Source organism: Arthrobacter globiformis (assembly GCF_030818015.1).
Taxonomy (GTDB): domain Bacteria; phylum Actinomycetota; class Actinomycetes; order Actinomycetales; family Micrococcaceae; genus Arthrobacter; species Arthrobacter globiformis_C.
Genome location: NZ_JAUSZX010000001.1, coordinates 1752603 through 1770496, shown reverse-complemented (window position 1 = coordinate 1770496; position 17894 = coordinate 1752603). Strand labels below are relative to the sequence as shown.

Genomic DNA, 17894 nt, shown 5'->3' with positions numbered 1-17894 from the left:
ATAGTTGACGGTTATTTAGCCTTGCCCAGGCGGGCACAGGCTCCTGGCATCCATTGCACATCTCATCAGGACCGTTGCCGGACCTGACCGCAAGAGGCGCAATCCTCCGCAGCAGCAAGCAACTGCTTACCGGTTGTGGAGGGCTGGATACGCGTAGTCAGCTGCTGCTCCCCCGCACTCCTGAATGGGGCGTGCTGACGCTACCCATGAAAGGGAATGCGTTGAGGGCACAGCAAACTGCTCCACCAAGTGTACTACAGCGGGCCGCGGCAACTGCACCGGATCTGCCGCGCCAGGCGGCGTTTTCCACATAGGCCGAAGGCCCCGTTCCGGCAGGCGGATCGGGCGCCCATGCTTGGGGACATGAAAGCTCACGTGATGGCGGCGGTACTCCTGCTCACGACGGCGGCCGCCGTACCTTCCGCTGCACCAGCACTGTGTGCTGCAGGAGCACCCCCCGGCTCGGTCTTTTCCCCTGCCAGCGTTACTTCTCAGGCCACTACGCCGGCGCCGGCGGGCTGGAGCTGGCCGCTTGCGCCACGGCCGGCGGTCCTGCGTCCGTTCGATCCACCGGACAAACCGTGGCTGAGCGGGCACCGGGGCGTGGACCTCGGATCAGCGGCCGACGGCGGTCCGGTCACCGCACCGGAGTCTGGAACCGTCAGCTTTGTGGGCGTGGTGGTGGACCGGCCCGTCATCACCATTGATCACGGCAATGGCCTCCGCAGCAGCTTTGAACCGGTGCGGAGCACCCTCAAGAAGGGCGCTTCCGTAGCCAAGGGTGCCGTGGTGGGCACCCTGCTGGCCGGCCACTGCGGCTCTTCGCCGTGCGTGCACTGGGGCGTCCGCCGCGGAGAGGAGTACCTCAATCCGCTGTCTTTCATCCTGGACCTGCGGCCCTCGGTGCTGCTGCCGCTGAACTGACTTAGACGATCGCCCGTGCTAGACGATCGCGGAGACGCCGGTAATGGCCCGGCCGGCCACCAGGGTGTTTACTTCGTGGGTGCCCTCGTAGGAGTAGATGGCCTCTGCGTCGGCGAAGATCTTTGCCATCTCGAAGTCCGTCACAATGCCGTTTCCGCCAAGGAGGCTGCGGCCGATGGCAACACTCTCCCGCATCCGCGCGGTGGTGAACGCCTTGGCGAGGGCTGACTGCTCATCCTTGGCCTGGCCGGCATCCTCGAGCTGGGAGAGCCGCACCATCATGCCCATGGAGCTCACCGCGTTCCCCAGGATCTGGACCAGCTGGCTCTGCACCAGCTGGAAGGAAGCCAGCGGACGCCCGAACTGGTGCCGCTCCACGGCGTAGCTCCGGGCCACGTCGAAGGCGGCTAACTGCTGGCCTACCGCCTGCCAGGCGACGGCAAGGCGTGTGACCTTCAGGACCTTGTTGGTGTCGCGGAAGCTGTTGGCGTTGGCCAGCTTGAAGAAGTCCGGCACCGCCACATTGTCGAGGGTGATATCGGCATTCTGCACCGTCCGCAGCGAAATCTTGTTCTCGATCTTCGTTGCACTGAACCCCGGCAGCGCCGTGTCCACGAGGAAAGCCTTGACCTGGTTGTCGGCCACATCGCGCGCGTAGACCACTACCCAGTCGGAGAAGGTTGCGTTGCCGATCCAGCGCTTGGCGCCGTTGAGGATCCAGCGGTCGCCGTCCCGCCTGGCCGTGGTGCGCGTGCCGCCGGCGACGTCGGAACCGCCCAGGGGTTCGGTCAACCCGAAGGCCCCGATCTTGCGCAGCGAGTAGATGTCCGGCAGCCAGGCCTCCTGCTGCTCCCGGGACGCCAGGGCTTCGATGGAGCCGGTGAAAAGCCCGTCGTGCACACCCATGAAGGTGGCGATGGACGTGTCCGCGCGGGTAACTTCCGCGTGCACGATGCCGGCGAACAGATTGGAATATCCCTGGCGGCGCACCGGGCTGACGAGGTCCAGCTCGGCCAGCTTGGGAATCAGATCCAGGGGAAATTCGCCGCGGTTCCAGCAGTCCACCGCTATCGGCTTTACTTCCCGGGCCAGGAAGGAACGGACCTCGGCCAGCCTGTCCTGCTCCTTGGAACTGAGCAGCTGCTCGAAGGCGAAGAAGTCGCCGTCGGCGTAGGGCAGGCTGTTGATGTCGGTTGCAGCGGCGGACATGGCGCTCCTTCGCACTGGCCAGCGTCCGCGATGAAACAACACGGCACCGGCGGGATAGTTACTGGTCAGTAACATATCGCAGCATCGCGGAAAATGGAAAGAGCCCTGATCCGCGAAGACGCAGATCAGGGCTCTGGAGGTAGGGCTACTCGGACTTGAACCGAGGACCTTAGGATTATGAGTCCCGCGCTCTAACCAGCTGAGCTATAGCCCCATGCACCGGCCCCGCATACCGGGAGGTGCGCCCCGGCCAGCGCCGGCCCGGAAGGGGCCCGTCGTCGGCGGGGCAGATTCACTCTAGCAAACCGGCGAAGCGCTTCAGACCACTTCAGATACCGCTGACCCTCAGACGACCTGGACCTTGGACGGCCCTGAACCCTAAACGACCTTGTCCTCGTAGCTCGCCCCGTAGTACAGGTCCTCGAACGTCTGCAGAGTCCCCTGGATGCTGTGCGGTTCCACCATGCAGCGGCTGGCCTTGCCCATGGCTTTTCGCTCTTCGGCCGGCAGGCGGAAAATCCGGGTGATTTTCTCCGCGAGGTCCGCACTGTCATTCGGCGTGAACAGGTAGCCGTTTTCGCCGTCGCGAACCAAGTGCGGAAGGGCCATGGCGTCCGCCAGCAGGACGGGCGTCGATGCGGACATGGCCTCCAGGGTCACCAGTGACTGCAATTCCGCAGTACCGGGCATGCAGAACAGGTCGGCCCGGATATAGGCCTCGCGGAGTTCGTCATCGCTGGCCAGGCCCAAAAACTTCACCCGGTTCTGCAGTCCGAGCCGTTCCACCAGGGCCTCGAGCGACGGGCGCACCTCGCCGCCGCCGACGATTTCAAGATGGACATTCAGGTCGGCAGGGGTGTCGGCCACCGCCTTGATCAGCACGTCAACGTGCTTCTCCTCAGCCAACCGCCCGGCAAACAGCACGGTCGGGTGTTCGTGCGGCTCAATGACCTCGTCGGGCTTGAGCTCGTATGCTGCCGAGTCGATGCCGTTGGATAGCGGCAGCACCTTGCGCAGGAAGGCATGCTGGTGCATCGCCTTGGCGGCCAGCGGGGTGGGAGTGGTGACGACGTCCGCCTGGCCCATGACCTTCCCCATGTCCCTCCAGGAGATCTTCCCGATGATGTCCTTGAACCACTGCGGGAACGGCAGGAACGGGTTAAGGTTCTCCGGCATGAAGTGGTTGGTGGCGACGATGCGGACGCCGCGCTTCACGGCCTCGTACAGGACGTGCTCGCCGATCATGTAGTGGCTTTGGATGTGCACCACGTCCGGCTGGACCTTGTCGAACAGCAGGCTGATTTCCTTCTTGATCTCCCACGGGAAACAGATCCTGAAGTACTCGTGCGTGAAAACGCCGTGCGAGCGGAGGCGGTGGACAGTGGCTTCGGCTCGGAACTCCGTATAGCTCTTGCCCTTGTCCTGCCGGCAGGCCAGCACGTGGACGTTGTGTCCGCGTGCCGTCATGCCCTTGGCCAGCCGGTAGCCGAACTGGGCGGCTCCGTTAACGTGGGGCGGATACGTGTCCGCCGCGATGAGGATGGTCAGTGGACGCTGGGCGTCGGGCATGGTCACGTAGAAAGCTCCTGGTGGTCATGGTGGTCGGCTGCGGCTGACCACACCGGCCGGTGCCGGCACGTAATGCACCGGCACATTCTTGCCTGGTCCGCAGTAACAAATCGGCTAGTGGGGCGCCCTGCCCGTGGCCTTCCGAACGTCCTTCTTCCGTTTGGTGACCTCGGGATGGTGTCTTGAAAGGGCGATTACCCCCACGATAGCAAGGGTTGCCGCCGTACCCATGGCAATCGCCAAGACGGCGTGGACATCGGGGCGCAGCTCGCCAAGGATCGTGATGCCGATCGCGATGCCCACAATGGGGTCGACCACGGTGAGGCCCGCAATCACCAGATCCGGCGGACCCGTGGAGTACGCGCTTTGGACGAACCAGGACCCCAGTCCCCCGGCCGCTGCGATCGCCACCACCGAATACCACGGCACGTTCAGCAGGAGCAGGCCGTTCGGATCCAGCAGGTGTTTGCCGATAATCCGCGTCAGCACGGCCACGAAACCGAACAGGATGCCGGCACCCAGGATGTAAATGAACGCGCTCATGCGGTTCTTGAACATGGCGGCGAGGCTGCCGAAGATGCCCACCGCCAGGGAAAGCAGCAGCACAATGGTGAGTTCGTCTTCAGGCGTGACGTGGTGGCTTTCCTGCGTGACGTTGACGGCCAGCAGGACGAACAGTGCCGATCCCGTAACGCACAGGGTGATCGCCACCACCGTGGCGCGGTTGATGCTCAAGCCCTGGTCCTTGGTGTTGACCACGGTGGTGATCACCAAGGCAATGGCGCCGATGGGCTGCACCACAGTGAGGGGTGCCGTGACCAGCGCTACGGCGTTCATCGCCATACCCATGCAGAGCAGGAGGAGGCCGAAGACCCACCGGGGGTTCCGCAGGAGGCGCAGGAAACCGTTGGAGCTCAGCGCCAGACCGCCCGTGTCTGCCTTGACGGCACTGCCCTGGCGCTGGGCACCAAAGGCGAGGCAAAAGGCGCCCATGACCGCGAGCAAAACCGCAACCCAGACCATCAGTTGTTCCCGCCGTCGTCGGCCGTCTGCATTTTTCCTTTGCGCCGGATCGCCCAGAAATAGTTGTAGGCGGCAATCCAGTGGCCAACGAGCCCCAGCCCCAGGACCACCCAGGCCGCGACGAAGCAAGCCCCGGCGAACGGAGTGGACAGCTTGGACAGCACCAGGAGCGGAGTTCCCAGCAGCAGCAGGCCGGTGCGGGCCTTGCCCACGAGGCTGACGGGCAGGTCCGGGTGTCCGCGGAAGTAGAACAGCGACATGCCCAGCAGGACGGCGTCGGGAACGACGAGCGCCGCCAGGTACCACCACTGCACGACGCCGGCGATCACCAGGGTGACCGCGACGGCTATCAGGGCCAGCCGGTCGGCGATGGGATCCAGGACGCGCCCCAGTTTGGAGGTCTGGTTGAACCGCCGGGCGATGTAACCATCCACCCAGTCGGTGCTGCCCATGATGGCCAGCACCAGCACGGCAAGTCCGTATTCTTTCTGGGCCAGCACAAGCCAGATGAAGATCGGCACGCCCATGAAGCGCAGCACCGTGAGGAAATTCGGGACGGTGAAGATCAGATCGCGATCGACGTGCGGCTGGCCAGGACGGGAACCAGCGCCGATGAATCTCATCAGGCCTCCCTCTCCACGGCCGGCGGCCTCGTACAGTCTTCGATCAGGGGTCTTCGTTCAGGGCTCTTCGTTCAGGGCAAGGCTCAGCTCTTGAAGAGTTTCCGCAGCAGGGCGAGCAGGACGGCGGTGGAGGCCGCGAGGGCAAGGAGCGGCTTCCACCGCGCCTCCAGCTGGCCGGGCAGCGAGGCTTCCGAAGCCCCGGAGCGGGCCGACGCCGACACGGCGGCAAAGCGTTCGGCCACACGTCCGCGGGCCTCCTGGAACTTCTCGTTGCCCTCCGCGGCGCGGTGCCTCGCGACGCCGAGGAGAGCCTGGGCCTGGGTCTTGACGTCCAGTTCCTCGCCAAGCTCATCCCGCACACCGGTGAGGTGTTCACGGCGCTGCTTCAGCCGGCGGCGGAGTTCAGGCTCGGTGGGCACGGGAACGTCCACGGCCTCGGCAGCCTTCTTGGCTTCCTTGTCCGCCTTCTCCCTGGCCTTCTCGGCGGCCTTTGCTTCGGCGGCGGCCTTGGCCTGGGGTGAGTTGGGATCAAGCACGGCGGCGTCGAAGTCCGAGCCCTCCTTCGCGATGCCCAGGTCGTGCCTGAGGCCGCGGACGGTGTCCTCGGGAATCAGCGGCATGGCCTGCTTGAACTTCCGGAGGCCGATGAGCCCGCCAATCAGGGCAATGAGCAGGAAGACCGCGCTGACGAGCAGGGCCGCCAGCCAGGCCGGCATGATGGTGGCCAGGCCCATGATGGCCGCAACGACCAGCCCGGTGATGAGCAGGGCCAGGAAGACGGCGGCCACCCCGAAGAAGGCCCCGGCGACGCCAAGCTGCTTGCCTTTGCGCTTTGCCTCAATCTTGGCCAGCGCGATCTCATCATTGAGCTGGCGTGGCACGAGTTTGATGGCGAGCCTCAAGGATTTTGGCAGCGCAGTGATACGCAGTCCTTGGTTGGCCCGCCCGCTGTGACGCCCGCTCATAGGTTCCGCCTAACTGGTTCTGTCGTCGATTTTTCTTCGCTGCTTCGGGGGTTCCCGGTGCGCCCGCGCTCCCCCGCTGACAAAACTATCATTCAGGGTCAGCCGGAACTTCTGGAAATAGCCCCGGCGAGCCCTCCAACGCTGTAAAAGTCTGATCTGTCAGCCCTAGGATGGTTCTCTGTGACCACCACCAACCCGGGCGATGCGCTCAGCCGCCGGCAGAAATTCCTATACATCCTTCTACTCGGCGCCCTCACCGCCCTCGGGCCGTTCACCGTGGACCTCTACCTGCCCGCCTTCCCCGCCCTGGAAGCGAGCCTCAACGTCTCGGAAGCTGCCGTCCAGCTGACCCTGACCGGCACCACCGTCGGGTTTGCCCTGGGGCAGCTGGTGGTGGGTCCTTTCAGCGACAAGTTCGGGCGCCGGCTCCCGCTGATCCTGGCGACCGCGCTGCACATCGCCGCCTCGCTGGGAGCGGCGCTCTCCACCGACATCACCACCTTGGGCGTATTCCGGGTCCTCATGGGCATCGGCGCTGCCGGCGGCGGCGTGGTGGCGATGGCCATGGTCCGCGACCTGTTCAGCGGGTACGCCATGGTCCGGATGTTTTCCCGGATGGCACTGGTCAACGGGCTCGCGCCCATCCTGGCGCCCGTTATTGGATCCCAGCTTCTGCTGGTCATGACGTGGCCGGGCATCTTCGTGTTCCTGGCCTGCTACGGCACGGCGGTGATCCTTGCCGCCGTCGTGCTTGTCCGGGAGACACTGCCGCGGGAGAAGCGGGGCCAGTCCGGCCTGACGGCCCGGCAGCGGTACGGTGTGCTCTTCTCCGACCGCATCTTCGTGGGCTTGCTGATGCTGGGCGGAATGAACTTCGGCGGTCTGTTTACCTACCTCTCGGCTTCCCCGTTCCTGTTCCAGGACGTCTTCGGGTTCTCACCCCAGCAGTACGGACTGCTCTTTGGCATCAACTCGCTGGGCATCGTTGCGGGGGTCCAGACGAGTTCCCGGCTGATAAAGCGGGTCCCGCCGCAGTGGATCCTGGCCTGCTCCACCGCATGGATGTTCCTGATGGCCGTGCTGATCGTGGTGTTCGACCAGTTGGGGTTGGGCCTCTGGGGCGTCATGGTGCCGCTGTGGTTCTACATCCTGGGCACCGGGTTCACTTTCCCCTGCGTGCAGGTCCTGGCGCTGGCCAGCCACGGCGCACAGGCTGGCACAGCCGCGTCCCTGCTGGGCGCGTCCACGTTCCTGATGGCGGGCATCATCTCCCCGGTCGTGGGGTGGCTGGGAGGTAACTCCGCCACTCCCATGGGTGCCGTCCAGGCCTGCTGCATCTTCCTCGCCGCGGCGGCCTTGTGGCTCGTGGTCCGGCCCCGGACGGTGCCCTCCATCCACTGACTCCCGGCAGGCTGCGGCAGCCGCGGCGGGTAGGCTGGCAGCATGACCCGCAAACCCCACCGCAACGGCCGAGGGCTGTTCCTCGGAGCCATCCTCGGCGCGGTGGCCGGCTTCTTCGCCGGCAGGATGATGGGCAACGCGGCACTGGGCATCCTGGTAGGCGCCGTCGTCGGTTCTGCGCTGCTATACCGCGTCAATCCGGGACCGTGGAACAGGCCCTGACCCGCCGCTTCCCCTGAGCCACGCCATGCCTCCAGAGAGGAGGCGACCGACGCCGGGCCATCTGTTCGCTTGGGTACCTGCGCGATAAAGTTGTTACGTGCCCCACTGGCAGGATCATCCTCCACTTCCGGCCACGTGGCAGCGGTGCGACTCCGGCATACTGCCGTTGTGGTGGGACCGGCTGTGCACCCAGACCAGTGCGCAGTCGGCAGCGCTCTATGCGGCGGGGCTTTTCACTGAGGACCGGCGCCGGCCCATAGCCCAGTGGTTCAACCCGGCTTTCAATGCTGCCCTGCTGGTGGCCCCCGAGACCTCCCCCGAATGGCCCGTCCAGCGGTTCGGCATCTTCTATGCCCCGCCCGACAGCGGCTTCACGCGCGTGCACTCCTCGCCCCACGAGTGGCACCCCCGCGAACCGCGGAAGTCCCCCACGGAGAGGGAAGCGTTTGAAGCCGCCATCGCCGAGGCCGAGCGCTTCCTCCAGGTGGAGATGGATTTCGTCTGACCCCGCACCGTCTGGCACACAATCTGGCCACACGCTCTGGCACAGCACTGACGGCACAAAAAAGTCCCGCGGCCGACTCTTGGGCCAACCGCGGGACTGTGCGCTCCTCCTGCTGGACTTGAACCAGCAACCCTTCGATTAACAGTCGAATGCTCTGCCAATTGAGCTAAGGAGGAATGAAGCAGGTATGACATTAGCAAACGTTCCGCCTCAATGTGAAATCGGCGCCAATGCTGGGCACACATACCCCTCCGGGGTATAAAAAAGTCCCCGTTCCGGAACCCGGAACGGGGACTGTGCGCTCCTCCTGCTGGACTTGAACCAGCAACCCTTCGATTAACAGTCGAATGCTCTGCCAATTGAGCTAAGGAGGAATGAAGCGGGTACTAGCCTAGCAAACACCCGGCCCGGAAACGAAATCGGCGTCTTTCCGTCTCCGGAGACCCGGCCGTGGAGACGGGGCGCTGCTCCACGCTAGGCATCGGAGCGCAGCGACCGGCGCTCCATTTCGAGCATCATGAGCTCCCGGTTCAGCTGCTGGAACTCCTCGGGGTGGGTAGCGGCATCCAGGCGCTGCAGCTGCCCCAGCTTGTCCGCCTTCACGCGGGTGATCTGCAGCTCGAACAGCCTGGCGAGGATGTCCCGGCAGTACTTCTGCACCGCTTCGGCGGTATGGGCAGGCAGCGGAACCACAGCGAGCTCCGAAACCAGCGGCTGCAGGGGCTCGGGAACCTCCTGCCGCAATGCCTCCACCCACTGCACGGCATCCCCCGAGAAGCCGGGAGCCGTGGCGCGGATGGCGTCGTGGATGGCCTGGTAGGCGGGCGTGGCGAACCGGGCGGTCGCGAACCGCTCCCAGGCCGCGCCGCCCAGCATTGCCGGCTCCTGCAGCGCCACCTCGAGGGCCTGCCGCTCCATGGACGCCACCGGGTCCCGGGGATCCGGACGGTGGAAGGACGGAAGAACGCCCGACGGCGGGAGCGCCGCTACGCCGGGTGCGTTCTGGCCGCTCCCCGGGGCTGAGTTGTATCCGGTTGAGTTGTATCCTGCACCGCCGGACCGGGCGGCTGCCCCGCCGGCTTGGGCTCCGCCCGCCTGCGAGCCGGGACCCTGCGCCCCGGACGCCTGCGCACCCGGTGCCCCGCGCTTCGCGGCGGCCGCTACAGCCCGCGTGACGTCCTCAATGGGCATCCCCAGCCACCCCGCCAGTTCCCGGGCATAGCCGGGCCGGAGCCCGGCGTCGCGGATCTGGGCCACAACGGGGGCGGACTCGCGCAGCGCGGCCACCCGCCCCTCCACGGTGTCCAGGTTGTGCCGGCGCAGGGTGGCGCGGATGGCAAATTCGAAAAGCGGGCGCCGGGAACTGATCAGCTCGCGGACGGCGGCGTCCCCCCGCGTCTGGCGCAGGTCGCAGGGGTCGGCCCCGGTGGGTTCGACGGCCACGTAGGTCTGGGCCACGAAACGCTGGTCCTCTTCAAAGGCCCGCAGGGCGGCCTTCTGGCCGGCCGCGTCGCCGTCGAAGGTGAAGATGACCTCTCCCCCGGTGCCGTCGTCGGACAGCAGCCGGCGGGCAATCTTGATGTGGTCGGCAGCGAACGCCGTACCGCAGGTGGCCACGGCCGTCGGAATTCCCGCGAGGTGGCAGGCCATGACGTCCGTGTAGCCTTCCACCACCACCAGCTGCCGGTCCTTGGCGATGTTCCGTTTGGCAAGGTCGATCCCGTACAGCACCTGGGACTTCTTGTAGAGCGTGGTTTCCGGGGTGTTGAGGTACTTGGGGCCCTGGTCGTCCTCGTACAGCTTGCGGGCGCCGAAGCCGATGGTGTCGCCGGCGATGTCCCGGATGGGCCAGATCAGGCGGCCGCGGAAGCGGTCGTAGATTCTCTGCTGATTTCCGGGTCCCCCGGCGGAGAACATCCCGGTCAGCTTCAGTTCGGCATCGGTGAAACCCCTGCCGCGCAGGTGCTTGAGCAGCGCGTCCCAGCCCTGGGGTGCGTAACCGACGCCGAAGTGGTCGGCCGCTGCCCGGTCGAAGCCGCGCTGCTGCAGGAATTTCCGGCCCTCAGCGGCGCCGGCGGTGAGCAGCTGGGCGCGGAAGAACTCGTCGGCGATTTTGTGGGCGTCCAGGAGCCGCTGGCGCTTGCCCACTTCCTCGCGGCTGGGTCCGGTGCCACCGTCCTCGTAGCGGAGCTCGTACCCGATCCGCGCGGCCAGCTTCTCCACGGCCTCGTGGAAGGAGGTGTGGTCCAGCTTCTGCACGAACGAGATGACGTCGCCGTCCTCGCCGCAGCCGAAGCAGTGGTAGCGGCCCACCTGCGGGCGGACGGTGAACGACGGCGAGCGCTCGTCGTGGAAGGGGCACAGGCCCTTGTAGGAGCCGAGGCCGGCGCCCTTGAGCGTGACGTAGCCGTCGACGACTTCCTTGATGTCCGTGCGCTGGCGGACTTCATCGATATCTTCCCGTTTAATCAGCCCAGCCACGAAGCAATCCTAGTCCTTGGCAACTCGGCATGAGCCCGAGTTCCGGCCCTTGGCGGACTGGTGCGTCCAATCTCACCACAGGGACGGCAGGCTGCCCACGAGCCGTTCGTACATGGCCAGCGCGGAACCGTCCGTCAGCGATGCCACCTGGTCAATGACCACGCGGAGCCGGGCGGCGTCGTCGGGAGCTTCCCGCCAGTCCGCCGCGAACATGGGCTCGAGGTGGCGGTCCCCGGAGGCGTTCAGCGCCGTGACCAGGGCATGAAGCACCTCGCGCTGGCGTTCGTAGATGGGCTGCCGGTGGTCCGTGGTCATCACGAAGGTGGTGGCCAGGCCCTTCATCACCGCAATCTCCATGACGGTCTCGTCCGGAACCATGAGCTCGGCGTTGTACCGGGTCAGGTTCGCCGGACCGTAGACGGCGCGGGTGGTTTCCAGTGCGCTCTGGCAGAAGCGGCCAATGAGCTGGCTGGTCATGTCCTTCAGCGCCGCCATGGACTTGCGGCTGCCGTCCGCCTCGCGCACCCAGACGTCGGTAGCTTCCAGCCGCGCCAGGGCCGCATCGATGGCGGCGGGATCGTTGTGCGGCAGGTACCACTGCTTGGCGTACCCCACCACGCGCGCCCGGTGGTCCGGGTTGTCCATCCAGCGCAGCTGGAAGTGGCCGGCCACGATCGCGTCCTCAACGTCGTGGACCGAGTACGAGATGTCGTCCGCGAGGTCCATGACCTGCGCCTCGAGGCAGGACCGCCGTTCGGGGGCGCCTTCCCGGATCCAGTTGAAGATGGGCAGGTCGTCCTCGTAGGCGCCGAACTTGCTGGTCCGCTGGCCGTGGATCACGGGGGCGTCCAAGGCGGACCACGGGTATTTTGCGGCCGCGTCAAGGCTGGCCCGGGTGAGGTTCAGGCCGGCGGGCCGGCCTTCGGTGTCGAGGACCTTCGGCTCGAGCCGGGTGAGCAGACGCAATGTCTGGGCGTTGCCCTCGAACCCGCCGATGGCGTGGGCCATCTCGTTGAGAGCCGATTCCCCGTTGTGCCCGAACGGCGGGTGCCCGAGGTCGTGGCTGAGGCAGGCGGTGTCCACCACGTCGGGGTCGCAGCCGAGGGCGCGGCCAAGTTCCCGGCCCACCTGGGCCACCTCGAGGCTGTGCGTCAGCCGGGTGCGGACAAAGTCGTCGGTGTCCGGGGCAACCACCTGCGTCTTGGCGCCGAGCCTGCGCAGGGCCGAGGAGTGCAGCACGCGGGCGCGGTCACGCTCGAAGTCCGAACGGTACGTGCTCTTGGGCGGCTCCTCCACCCAGCGGGCGGAATCGTGGGCTTCGTAGCCCGGCAGCGCCTGCGGGGTGGTGCGGGCTTCCGCCAGCCGGCTTTCAGCCACCGGACACATCCAGTTCCGCCGCGGCGATGTCGCGCGACTGGTCCTCGTTCAGCTGGCGGCTCAGCAGCCAGTCCTTGGGCAGGGCCGGCCTCTTGGGTGAACCGGCACGCCCGCGCGGCCCTTCAGAGTCGACGCCGGGGTACGGCATGTCCATGTCCAGCTGGTCCAGCAGTTCGCGGAGCACTTCGAGTGTGGGCACGGTGGCCAGTTTCGCCCGTAGTTCCCCGCCCACCACGTAGCCCTTGAAGTACCAGGCCATGTGCTTGCGGATCTCCCGCAGCGCCTTGTATTCGTCGTTGCCGAAGGTTTCGACCATGAGTTCGGCATGCCGGTAGACGCCCTCGGCCACCTCGCGCAGGCCGGGCCGGTGCCGTTGGTCGCTGCCTTCGAACGCCGCCTGCAGGTCGCCGAACAGCCAGGGCCGGCCCTGGCAGCCGCGGCCCACCACGACACCGTCGATGCCGGTTTCGCGGACCATGCGGACGGCGTCCTCGGCAGACCAGATGTCGCCGTTGCCCAGCACCGGAATGTCCGGCAACGCCTCCCGCAGGCGGGCGATAGCGGACCAGTCCGCCTGGCCCGAGTAGAACTGAGCCGCCGTGCGGCCGTGAAGGGCGACGGCGGCAACACCGGAATCACGCGCGATCCGGCCAGCGTCGAGATAAGTCAGGTGGTCATCGTCGATGCCCTTGCGCATCTTGATGGTCAGGGGAATGCCGCCCTTGGACGCCTCACGGACGGCGGTCTGGACGATGGAGGTGAAAAGATCAATCTTCCAGGGCAGAGCCGAACCGCCGCCGCGCCGCGTGACCTTGGGCACGGGGCAGCCGAAGTTGAGGTCGATGTGGTCCGCCCGGTCCTCCTCCACCAGCATGCGGACGGCCGCACCCACAGTGACGGGGTCCACGCCGTAGAGCTGGACGGAACGGACTTTCTCGTCGTCGTCGTGGGAGATGATGCGCAGCGATTCCGGCGTGCGCTCCACGAGGGCACGGGAGGTGACCATCTCCGCCACGTACAGCCCGCCGCCGTATTCACGGCAGAGCCTGCGGAAGGCGGTATTGGTGATTCCGGCCATGGGGGCGAGCACCACCGGGGTGTCCACGGTGATGGGGCCGAGTTTCAGCGGCGGAAGTTCCAGCCGGGGGGCGGGAGGCGTTGCTACAACAGTCACCCGTCCATTGTCTCAAAGGCGGGCAAATCCTCTCAAAGCCGGGAAGCGGCAGGATGCCGACGGCGGCACGCAATCCCGCTGGAGTCACCCCCGGCACCCAATCCCGTTGTATCTAGTCCCGCTGTAGCTACTCCTGCTGGGCGGCACGCCGTCCCCGCCGGGTCGCCGGCGGCGCACCGGCGTCGGCGTTTTCCCGGCCAGCCACCACCGCGGCGGCCGCGAGCGCGCCGGTGTCCTCGACGTCGTCGGCCGTTACGGCGGCACGGCCGCCCGGCCGGTGATCGGCATCCGAGGGCTGCCCGGGCTGTTCAGCCGACCGGATGCCCGTGGCCTTGACCACCAGCACGGCGATCAGCGTGGTGACCGGAATTGCCAGGACCAGGCCGATTGAACCGACCAGGGTGCGGATGACCTCCTCGGACAGTTCGGCGCTGGTCAGCGCCTCCCCCAGCGGACGGTTGTAGAGCATCACGATGATGAGGATGGGCAGGGCGGCGCCGGCGTAGGCAAACGCAATGGTGTACACAGTGGAGGCGATGTGGTCGCGGCCGATCCGCATGGCCGAGGAGAACAGCTTCCGGGCGCTCGTGTTGGGCGCGAGTTCGTACAGTTCCCACACCGCGGAGGACTGCGTGGTGGTGACGTCGTTCAGCACGCCGAGCCCGGAGATGATGAGGCCGCACAGGATGATGCCGGAGATGGAGATGTGGTCCGAGATGTTCACGAGCGTGGCGGCGTCGTGGCTTCCCACCCCTGCGAGGTTCGCCGCGTCGGTGGCCCAGGCCGCCAGCAGCGCGGTGATGCCCAGCCCGAAAATGGTGCCCAGCAACGCCGTCGAGGTCCGCGCCGAGAAGCCGTGTGCGAAGTACAGCACCCCGATCATGATCACCGTGGAGCCGACGAGGGCCAGCAGGAGCGGCGGCTTGCCCTCGACGAGGCCGGGGAGCATGAAGCTGCCCAGCACAAAATAAGCACCGACGAGGCCGATCAGGGCGCGCAGCCCGCGCCAGCGCGCCACGGCCACCACCACGACGGCGTAGAGGATGGCCAGCAGGATGATTGGCATGGTGCGGACAAAGTCTACAAAGATGTACGACGGCGACCCTTGGGCCGCCGGGGCATCGGCGCCGGTGGCGGCCGCCTGAGCGTGGGACAGGTTCAGGTAGCGGATGTTGTCTCCCACCTTCACCCCGTGCGACTTGGCGATGTCCGGGTTGATCACCACCTTGACCGGGTTGCCGCCCTTGTCCGGCTCGGTGAACGCAAAGGTGCACTGCGAGCCGCCGCCTGTATTGCCCTGGGCTGTGCTGCCCTGCGCTGCCGAGTCTCCGGCTGTCGCCGGGGTGCAGCTCTCGGTGACGACGCGCTGGATCCGCCCGGTGTCGAAGGTGACGCCGGGAGCGGCGGCATAAGGGTTGGCCAGGGTCAGGCCTTCCTTGCTGCCGGAGGGCCAAAGCGCCGCCATGGCCGCGAGGGTCAGCAGGGTCAGCGGGACCAGCACCGCGGCCAGAATCCTGTTTGCTTTCCTGCGGGCGGCCATCGCTTCCGCCGTCGGCTCCGAATGTCCTGTATGACCGTGGGAGTGACCTGCACCCATCAGCAGCTAAACCTCATGCTTGAACTCTACGGGGCCCGCCATAGGGTTGATAAATGAACGACGAAGTGTCGGAGGATGCAGCAGTGAGCCAACGCCGAACTGACCACGAAGCGGTGCTGACGGTTCTGGCCCCTTCCGGTCCCACCCGCGGCGTGGCCCTGGTGCTGCACGGCGGCAAGTCGCACAGTTTCGAGCCGGTCCAGGCCCGGCATCTAAGCCCTGCGCGGATGGTGCCGTTCGCCCGCCACCTGCACACCGCCGGCCGGAAACAGGGCCTGGCGGTGTGGATCCTGCGGAACAGCGTGCGGGGCTGGAACGGCGAGGACATGACCCCGCTGAAGGATGCGCGCTGGGCGCTGGCAAGGATCCGGGCGGAGCACCCCGGCGTGCCCATCTACCTGCTGGGGCATTCGATGGGCGGACTCACCGCGATCTGCGCCGCGGACGAACCGAACGTGGACGCCGTGGTGGCTTTGGCTCCGTGGCTCGATGATGCCACTCCCGTTTCCGCGGTTGCCGGACGGAAAGTCCTGATCGTACACGGGAACGAGGACCGGTGGACGAGTCCCTCGGCCTCACTGCGGTTCGCGCGGCGCGCGGCGGCGGGGGCGACTGAGATGCGGTACGTCTCCCTCCGCGGGGCGGGGCACTTCATGGTCCGGCGGGTCCGGCTGTGGCACAGGCTGGCCACCGGGTTCCTTATGAAGGCCTTCATGGAACGGACCGGAGTTCCCGGGTCAGGGCCCTCCGCGTCCGCCGCAGCCCTGGACAGGGTGCTTCCCCCGTCCGGCGAGGCACTGCCGTTGGTCCTCTGAGAATAGTGAGGCGACCACTTTCTCACGGGGGAGGCAATGTCAGGCCGTCCCCGCTACCGTGAATACATGCAGTCCACCAGCGGCTTTGTACCCTGGCCGCCGCGGCGGCACTGAAGGCCTCCGAGGACCGTATGCCCTGGACCCCCGCCGCCAGCGACCGCTTCTACCGCCTCCTCGTCCGGACCGGCCTGTTCCTGCGGTGGCTGTTCCGGATCCGCCTGATCGTGACCGGGCAACAAAACCTGCCCGGTGATGCAGCGCGAAGTGGCCGCAAGGCGGCGAGAGCGGTGCTCCCGGGCCGGGGTGCCGTCGTCGCCATCACCCATTTCGGCTATCTGGACTTCGCCGCTGCCGAGCTGGTGTTGTGGCGGCACAACCGCGGGCAGCTGCGGTTCATGATCCACCAGGGAGCCGCGGACCACTGGCTGGCGGGTCCTTTCATCAGCGCGGCGGGCCAGGTGGTGGTGCGCCACGGTTCGGGAACTGCGGCCTACGATGATGCCGTGGCCAGGCTCCGTGCCGGCGAATACCTGGCCGTCATGCCTGAGGCCGGCGTGAGCCGCAGCTTCAAAGTCCGCGAATGCAAAACGGGGGCCGTGCGGATGGCAGCCGAGGCGGGCGTGCCGCTCATTCCGGTCTCCGTCTGGGGTGCCCACCGGATCCTGACCCGCGGCAACGGCCTTCCACTGCACCGCATCCCTCGCGCGCCAGTGCGCGTGCATATCAGCGAGCCGGTGCATCTGGCCGCTGGCATCGATGCAGAGGCTGAAACGGCGCGGCTCCGCAGGACGCTCCAGGCGGGCATCGACGCCGCCATCGCCAGCTTTCCCGTGGCGGCGCGGCCGGGCGACTGGTGGATGCCGGCGGACCTCGGCGGCGGCGCCATCTCCGAGGCGGAACGCCAAAGGCTTGATGCGGCCGATCTGGCGAGGGATCGCCGTCGTACTTCCCGAACAGCAGCGGGCCCAGAGGGGAACAGCCCAGGTATGTAGCAGCACAGGGCGTTCCCAGGCCTGGGAACGCCCTGTGCTGCTACGTAGACGGATCAGTCGGAGACGACGAACGTCTCGGAGCCCTGCCGGCGGGCCTTGCCCGCTTCCATTAGGGGCCCGACGACGGCACGCAGCGCTGCCATTGAATCGTCCACTTCCATGAGTACCGGGTATTGGTACGCGATGAGGGCCAGGAGGTCACGGACCGCGGCCTGGGCCTCGTCGGCGTCCAGCTCCGGCTCGTGGCCGAGGAACACATCGGAGGGGTGATCAGAGTTGCCTTGGGCATAGCTGATCGCGAAGGCCTGGATCTTGCCTTTGCGGCTTGCCGGCACGCCGGACCCGAAGGCGCTGGCTTTCGGGGCGCGCAGCACGATCGCGCCGTGCGCACCGCTGAGCTCATCCAGGAAGAGCCGCTGTACCGTGCCGATGCCCAGTTCGCCCGGGCTGTCCCAGCCGTGGACGGAAGAATAGTACCGGCCCACGACGTCGGACAGCTCCACCGAACCGGTGGCCAGGTCCTCGATGCGCTCCGACGCCGCTTCCTCGGAACCGTCACCGAAGACGGGCAGCTTCAGGGCTGCCGGCTCCACGACGACGAGCCGGGTGTGCTGGATCGGGGTGAGCCCCGCCGCCTCCGCGAAGGCGGCGCCAGTGGTGCCCGGCTCCACCTTGCAGCGCAGCCGGGTAACGCCCGACGGCGATCCCTCCGCCTCGCGGCGCAGCATCATGAGCAGCGTGGAACCGATGCCTGACCGGCGGTGGTCCCGGGCCACCTCGACGTACACCCACAGCCGCTCCGGGTGCAGGCTGGCCTCGTGGACCACGCCGGCGGCAACTGGGATGGCCACGCCGTCCACGACGTCCTCGGCCACGATGCAGCGCCGCCACGGCGCGTTGCCGGAGGGCGCGAGGGTGCCGCGGAACTGCCCCGCCTGGACGGTTTCCGGGTCGCCCCAGACCTCCAGCAGGGCGAGGTCGTCTCCCTCGCGCCATTCGCGGTATTGGATCGCCACG

The 17894-nt window shown here is 67.0% G+C and carries 16 protein-coding genes and 3 tRNA genes; 6 read left to right on the top strand and 13 right to left on the bottom strand.

Features of this window, described 5'->3' with window-relative positions; genetic code table 11:
• Positions 1 to 363 precede the first annotated feature (363 nt).
• A complete protein-coding gene (locus QFZ23_RS08100; protein WP_306921964.1) occupies positions 364 to 924 on the top strand; it encodes a M23 family metallopeptidase in 561 nt (186 codons plus the stop codon).
• A gap of 18 nt (positions 925 to 942) precedes the next feature.
• On the opposite strand, the gene QFZ23_RS08095 is transcribed toward QFZ23_RS08100, so the two are convergent.
• From QFZ23_RS08095 to QFZ23_RS08070, 6 genes are all read right to left on the bottom strand, one after another.
• Positions 943 to 2133, bottom strand: coding sequence for an acyl-CoA dehydrogenase family protein (locus tag QFZ23_RS08095; RefSeq protein ID WP_306921962.1), 1191 nt, complete (start codon positions 2131 to 2133; stop codon positions 943 to 945).
• A 140-nt stretch (positions 2134 to 2273) separates the two neighbouring features.
• A tRNA-Ile gene (locus QFZ23_RS08090) sits at positions 2274 to 2347 on the bottom strand.
• A 164-nt stretch (positions 2348 to 2511) separates the two neighbouring features.
• Positions 2512 to 3708 (bottom strand): glycosyltransferase, encoded by a 1197-nt coding sequence (locus tag QFZ23_RS08085; protein ID WP_306921960.1) that lies wholly within the window; start codon positions 3706 to 3708, stop codon positions 2512 to 2514.
• A 108-nt stretch (positions 3709 to 3816) separates the two neighbouring features.
• Positions 3817 to 4725 carry a DMT family transporter gene (locus QFZ23_RS08080; protein WP_306921959.1) on the bottom strand — a complete coding sequence of 303 codons (909 nt, stop codon included), beginning with the start codon at positions 4723 to 4725 and terminating at the stop codon, positions 3817 to 3819.
• Positions 4725 to 5348, bottom strand: coding sequence for a CDP-alcohol phosphatidyltransferase family protein (locus tag QFZ23_RS08075; protein WP_306921957.1), 624 nt, complete (start codon positions 5346 to 5348; stop codon positions 4725 to 4727). Before QFZ23_RS08075 ends, QFZ23_RS08080 begins: the two co-directional genes overlap by 1 nt.
• A gap of 83 nt (positions 5349 to 5431) precedes the next feature.
• Positions 5432 to 6313 (bottom strand): phage holin family protein, encoded by an 882-nt coding sequence (locus tag QFZ23_RS08070; protein WP_306921954.1) that lies wholly within the window; start codon positions 6311 to 6313, stop codon positions 5432 to 5434.
• A 180-nt stretch (positions 6314 to 6493) separates the two neighbouring features.
• On the opposite strand from QFZ23_RS08070, the gene QFZ23_RS08065 reads away from it, so the two are divergent.
• From QFZ23_RS08065 to QFZ23_RS08055, 3 genes are all read left to right on the top strand, one after another.
• On the top strand, positions 6494 to 7714 hold the full coding sequence (locus QFZ23_RS08065; RefSeq protein WP_306921952.1) for a multidrug effflux MFS transporter: 1221 nt from the start codon (positions 6494 to 6496) through the stop codon (positions 7712 to 7714).
• Between the two features lie 42 nt (positions 7715 to 7756).
• A complete protein-coding gene (locus QFZ23_RS08060; protein ID WP_102970802.1) occupies positions 7757 to 7936 on the top strand; it encodes a hypothetical protein in 180 nt (59 codons plus the stop codon).
• A gap of 97 nt (positions 7937 to 8033) precedes the next feature.
• Positions 8034 to 8441 carry a hypothetical protein gene (locus tag QFZ23_RS08055; protein WP_306921950.1) on the top strand — a complete coding sequence of 136 codons (408 nt, stop codon included), beginning with the start codon at positions 8034 to 8036 and terminating at the stop codon, positions 8439 to 8441.
• A gap of 103 nt (positions 8442 to 8544) precedes the next feature.
• On the opposite strand, the gene QFZ23_RS08050 is transcribed toward QFZ23_RS08055, so the two are convergent.
• The 6 genes from QFZ23_RS08050 to QFZ23_RS08025 form a co-directional block, all read right to left on the bottom strand.
• Positions 8545 to 8617 (bottom strand) — tRNA-Asn (locus QFZ23_RS08050).
• Between the two features lie 125 nt (positions 8618 to 8742).
• Positions 8743 to 8815 (bottom strand) — tRNA-Asn (locus QFZ23_RS08045).
• 100 nt (positions 8816 to 8915) lie between these two features.
• The gene (gene dnaG / locus QFZ23_RS08040; protein WP_306921948.1) at positions 8916 to 10922 is read right to left on the bottom strand and encodes a DNA primase; all 2007 of its coding nucleotides are present in this window, start codon (positions 10920 to 10922) and stop codon (positions 8916 to 8918) included.
• A gap of 72 nt (positions 10923 to 10994) precedes the next feature.
• Positions 10995 to 12308 carry a deoxyguanosinetriphosphate triphosphohydrolase gene (locus QFZ23_RS08035; RefSeq protein ID WP_306921946.1) on the bottom strand — a complete coding sequence of 438 codons (1314 nt, stop codon included), beginning with the start codon at positions 12306 to 12308 and terminating at the stop codon, positions 10995 to 10997.
• Entirely contained in the window at positions 12292 to 13473 is a 1182-nt protein-coding gene (gene dusB / locus QFZ23_RS08030; protein ID WP_306921944.1) for a tRNA dihydrouridine synthase DusB, read from the bottom strand. Before dusB ends, QFZ23_RS08035 begins: the two co-directional genes overlap by 17 nt.
• Positions 13474 to 13600: 127 nt before the next feature.
• Positions 13601 to 15070, bottom strand: coding sequence for a YibE/F family protein (locus QFZ23_RS08025; RefSeq protein WP_306921942.1), 1470 nt, complete (start codon positions 15068 to 15070; stop codon positions 13601 to 13603).
• Between the two features lie 53 nt (positions 15071 to 15123).
• Between QFZ23_RS08025 and QFZ23_RS08020 the strand changes: the two genes are divergently transcribed.
• Together QFZ23_RS08020 and QFZ23_RS08015 are read left to right on the top strand one after the other, a co-directional pair.
• On the top strand, positions 15124 to 15885 hold the full coding sequence (locus QFZ23_RS08020; RefSeq protein ID WP_306921941.1) for an alpha/beta hydrolase: 762 nt from the start codon (positions 15124 to 15126) through the stop codon (positions 15883 to 15885).
• A 131-nt stretch (positions 15886 to 16016) separates the two neighbouring features.
• The gene (locus QFZ23_RS08015; RefSeq protein ID WP_306921939.1) at positions 16017 to 16877 is read left to right on the top strand and encodes a lysophospholipid acyltransferase family protein; all 861 of its coding nucleotides are present in this window, start codon (positions 16017 to 16019) and stop codon (positions 16875 to 16877) included.
• Between the two features lie 53 nt (positions 16878 to 16930).
• On the opposite strand, the gene QFZ23_RS08010 is transcribed toward QFZ23_RS08015, so the two are convergent.
• Positions 16931 to 17893 carry a GNAT family N-acetyltransferase gene (locus tag QFZ23_RS08010; RefSeq protein WP_306921937.1) on the bottom strand — a complete coding sequence of 321 codons (963 nt, stop codon included), beginning with the start codon at positions 17891 to 17893 and terminating at the stop codon, positions 16931 to 16933.
• Position 17894: the final 1 nt, after the last annotated feature.

Coding starts and splice junctions, on each gene's coding strand:
- QFZ23_RS08015 (WP_306921939.1), top strand. CDS start 16,017: ATGCCCTGGACCCCCGCCGCCAGCGACCGCTTCTACCGCCTCCTCGTC.
- QFZ23_RS08095 (WP_306921962.1), bottom strand. CDS start 2,133: ATGTCCGCCGCTGCAACCGACATCAACAGCCTGCCCTACGCCGACGGC.
- QFZ23_RS08070 (WP_306921954.1), bottom strand. CDS start 6,313: ATGAGCGGGCGTCACAGCGGGCGGGCCAACCAAGGACTGCGTATCACT.
- QFZ23_RS08080 (WP_306921959.1), bottom strand. CDS start 4,725: ATGGTCTGGGTTGCGGTTTTGCTCGCGGTCATGGGCGCCTTTTGCCTC.
- QFZ23_RS08025 (WP_306921942.1), bottom strand. CDS start 15,070: ATGGGTGCAGGTCACTCCCACGGTCATACAGGACATTCGGAGCCGACG.
- QFZ23_RS08060 (WP_102970802.1), top strand. CDS start 7,757: ATGACCCGCAAACCCCACCGCAACGGCCGAGGGCTGTTCCTCGGAGCC.
- QFZ23_RS08035 (WP_306921946.1), bottom strand. CDS start 12,308: ATGTGTCCGGTGGCTGAAAGCCGGCTGGCGGAAGCCCGCACCACCCCG.
- QFZ23_RS08020 (WP_306921941.1), top strand. CDS start 15,124: ATGAACGACGAAGTGTCGGAGGATGCAGCAGTGAGCCAACGCCGAACT.
- QFZ23_RS08100 (WP_306921964.1), top strand. CDS start 364: ATGAAAGCTCACGTGATGGCGGCGGTACTCCTGCTCACGACGGCGGCC.
- QFZ23_RS08075 (WP_306921957.1), bottom strand. CDS start 5,348: ATGAGATTCATCGGCGCTGGTTCCCGTCCTGGCCAGCCGCACGTCGAT.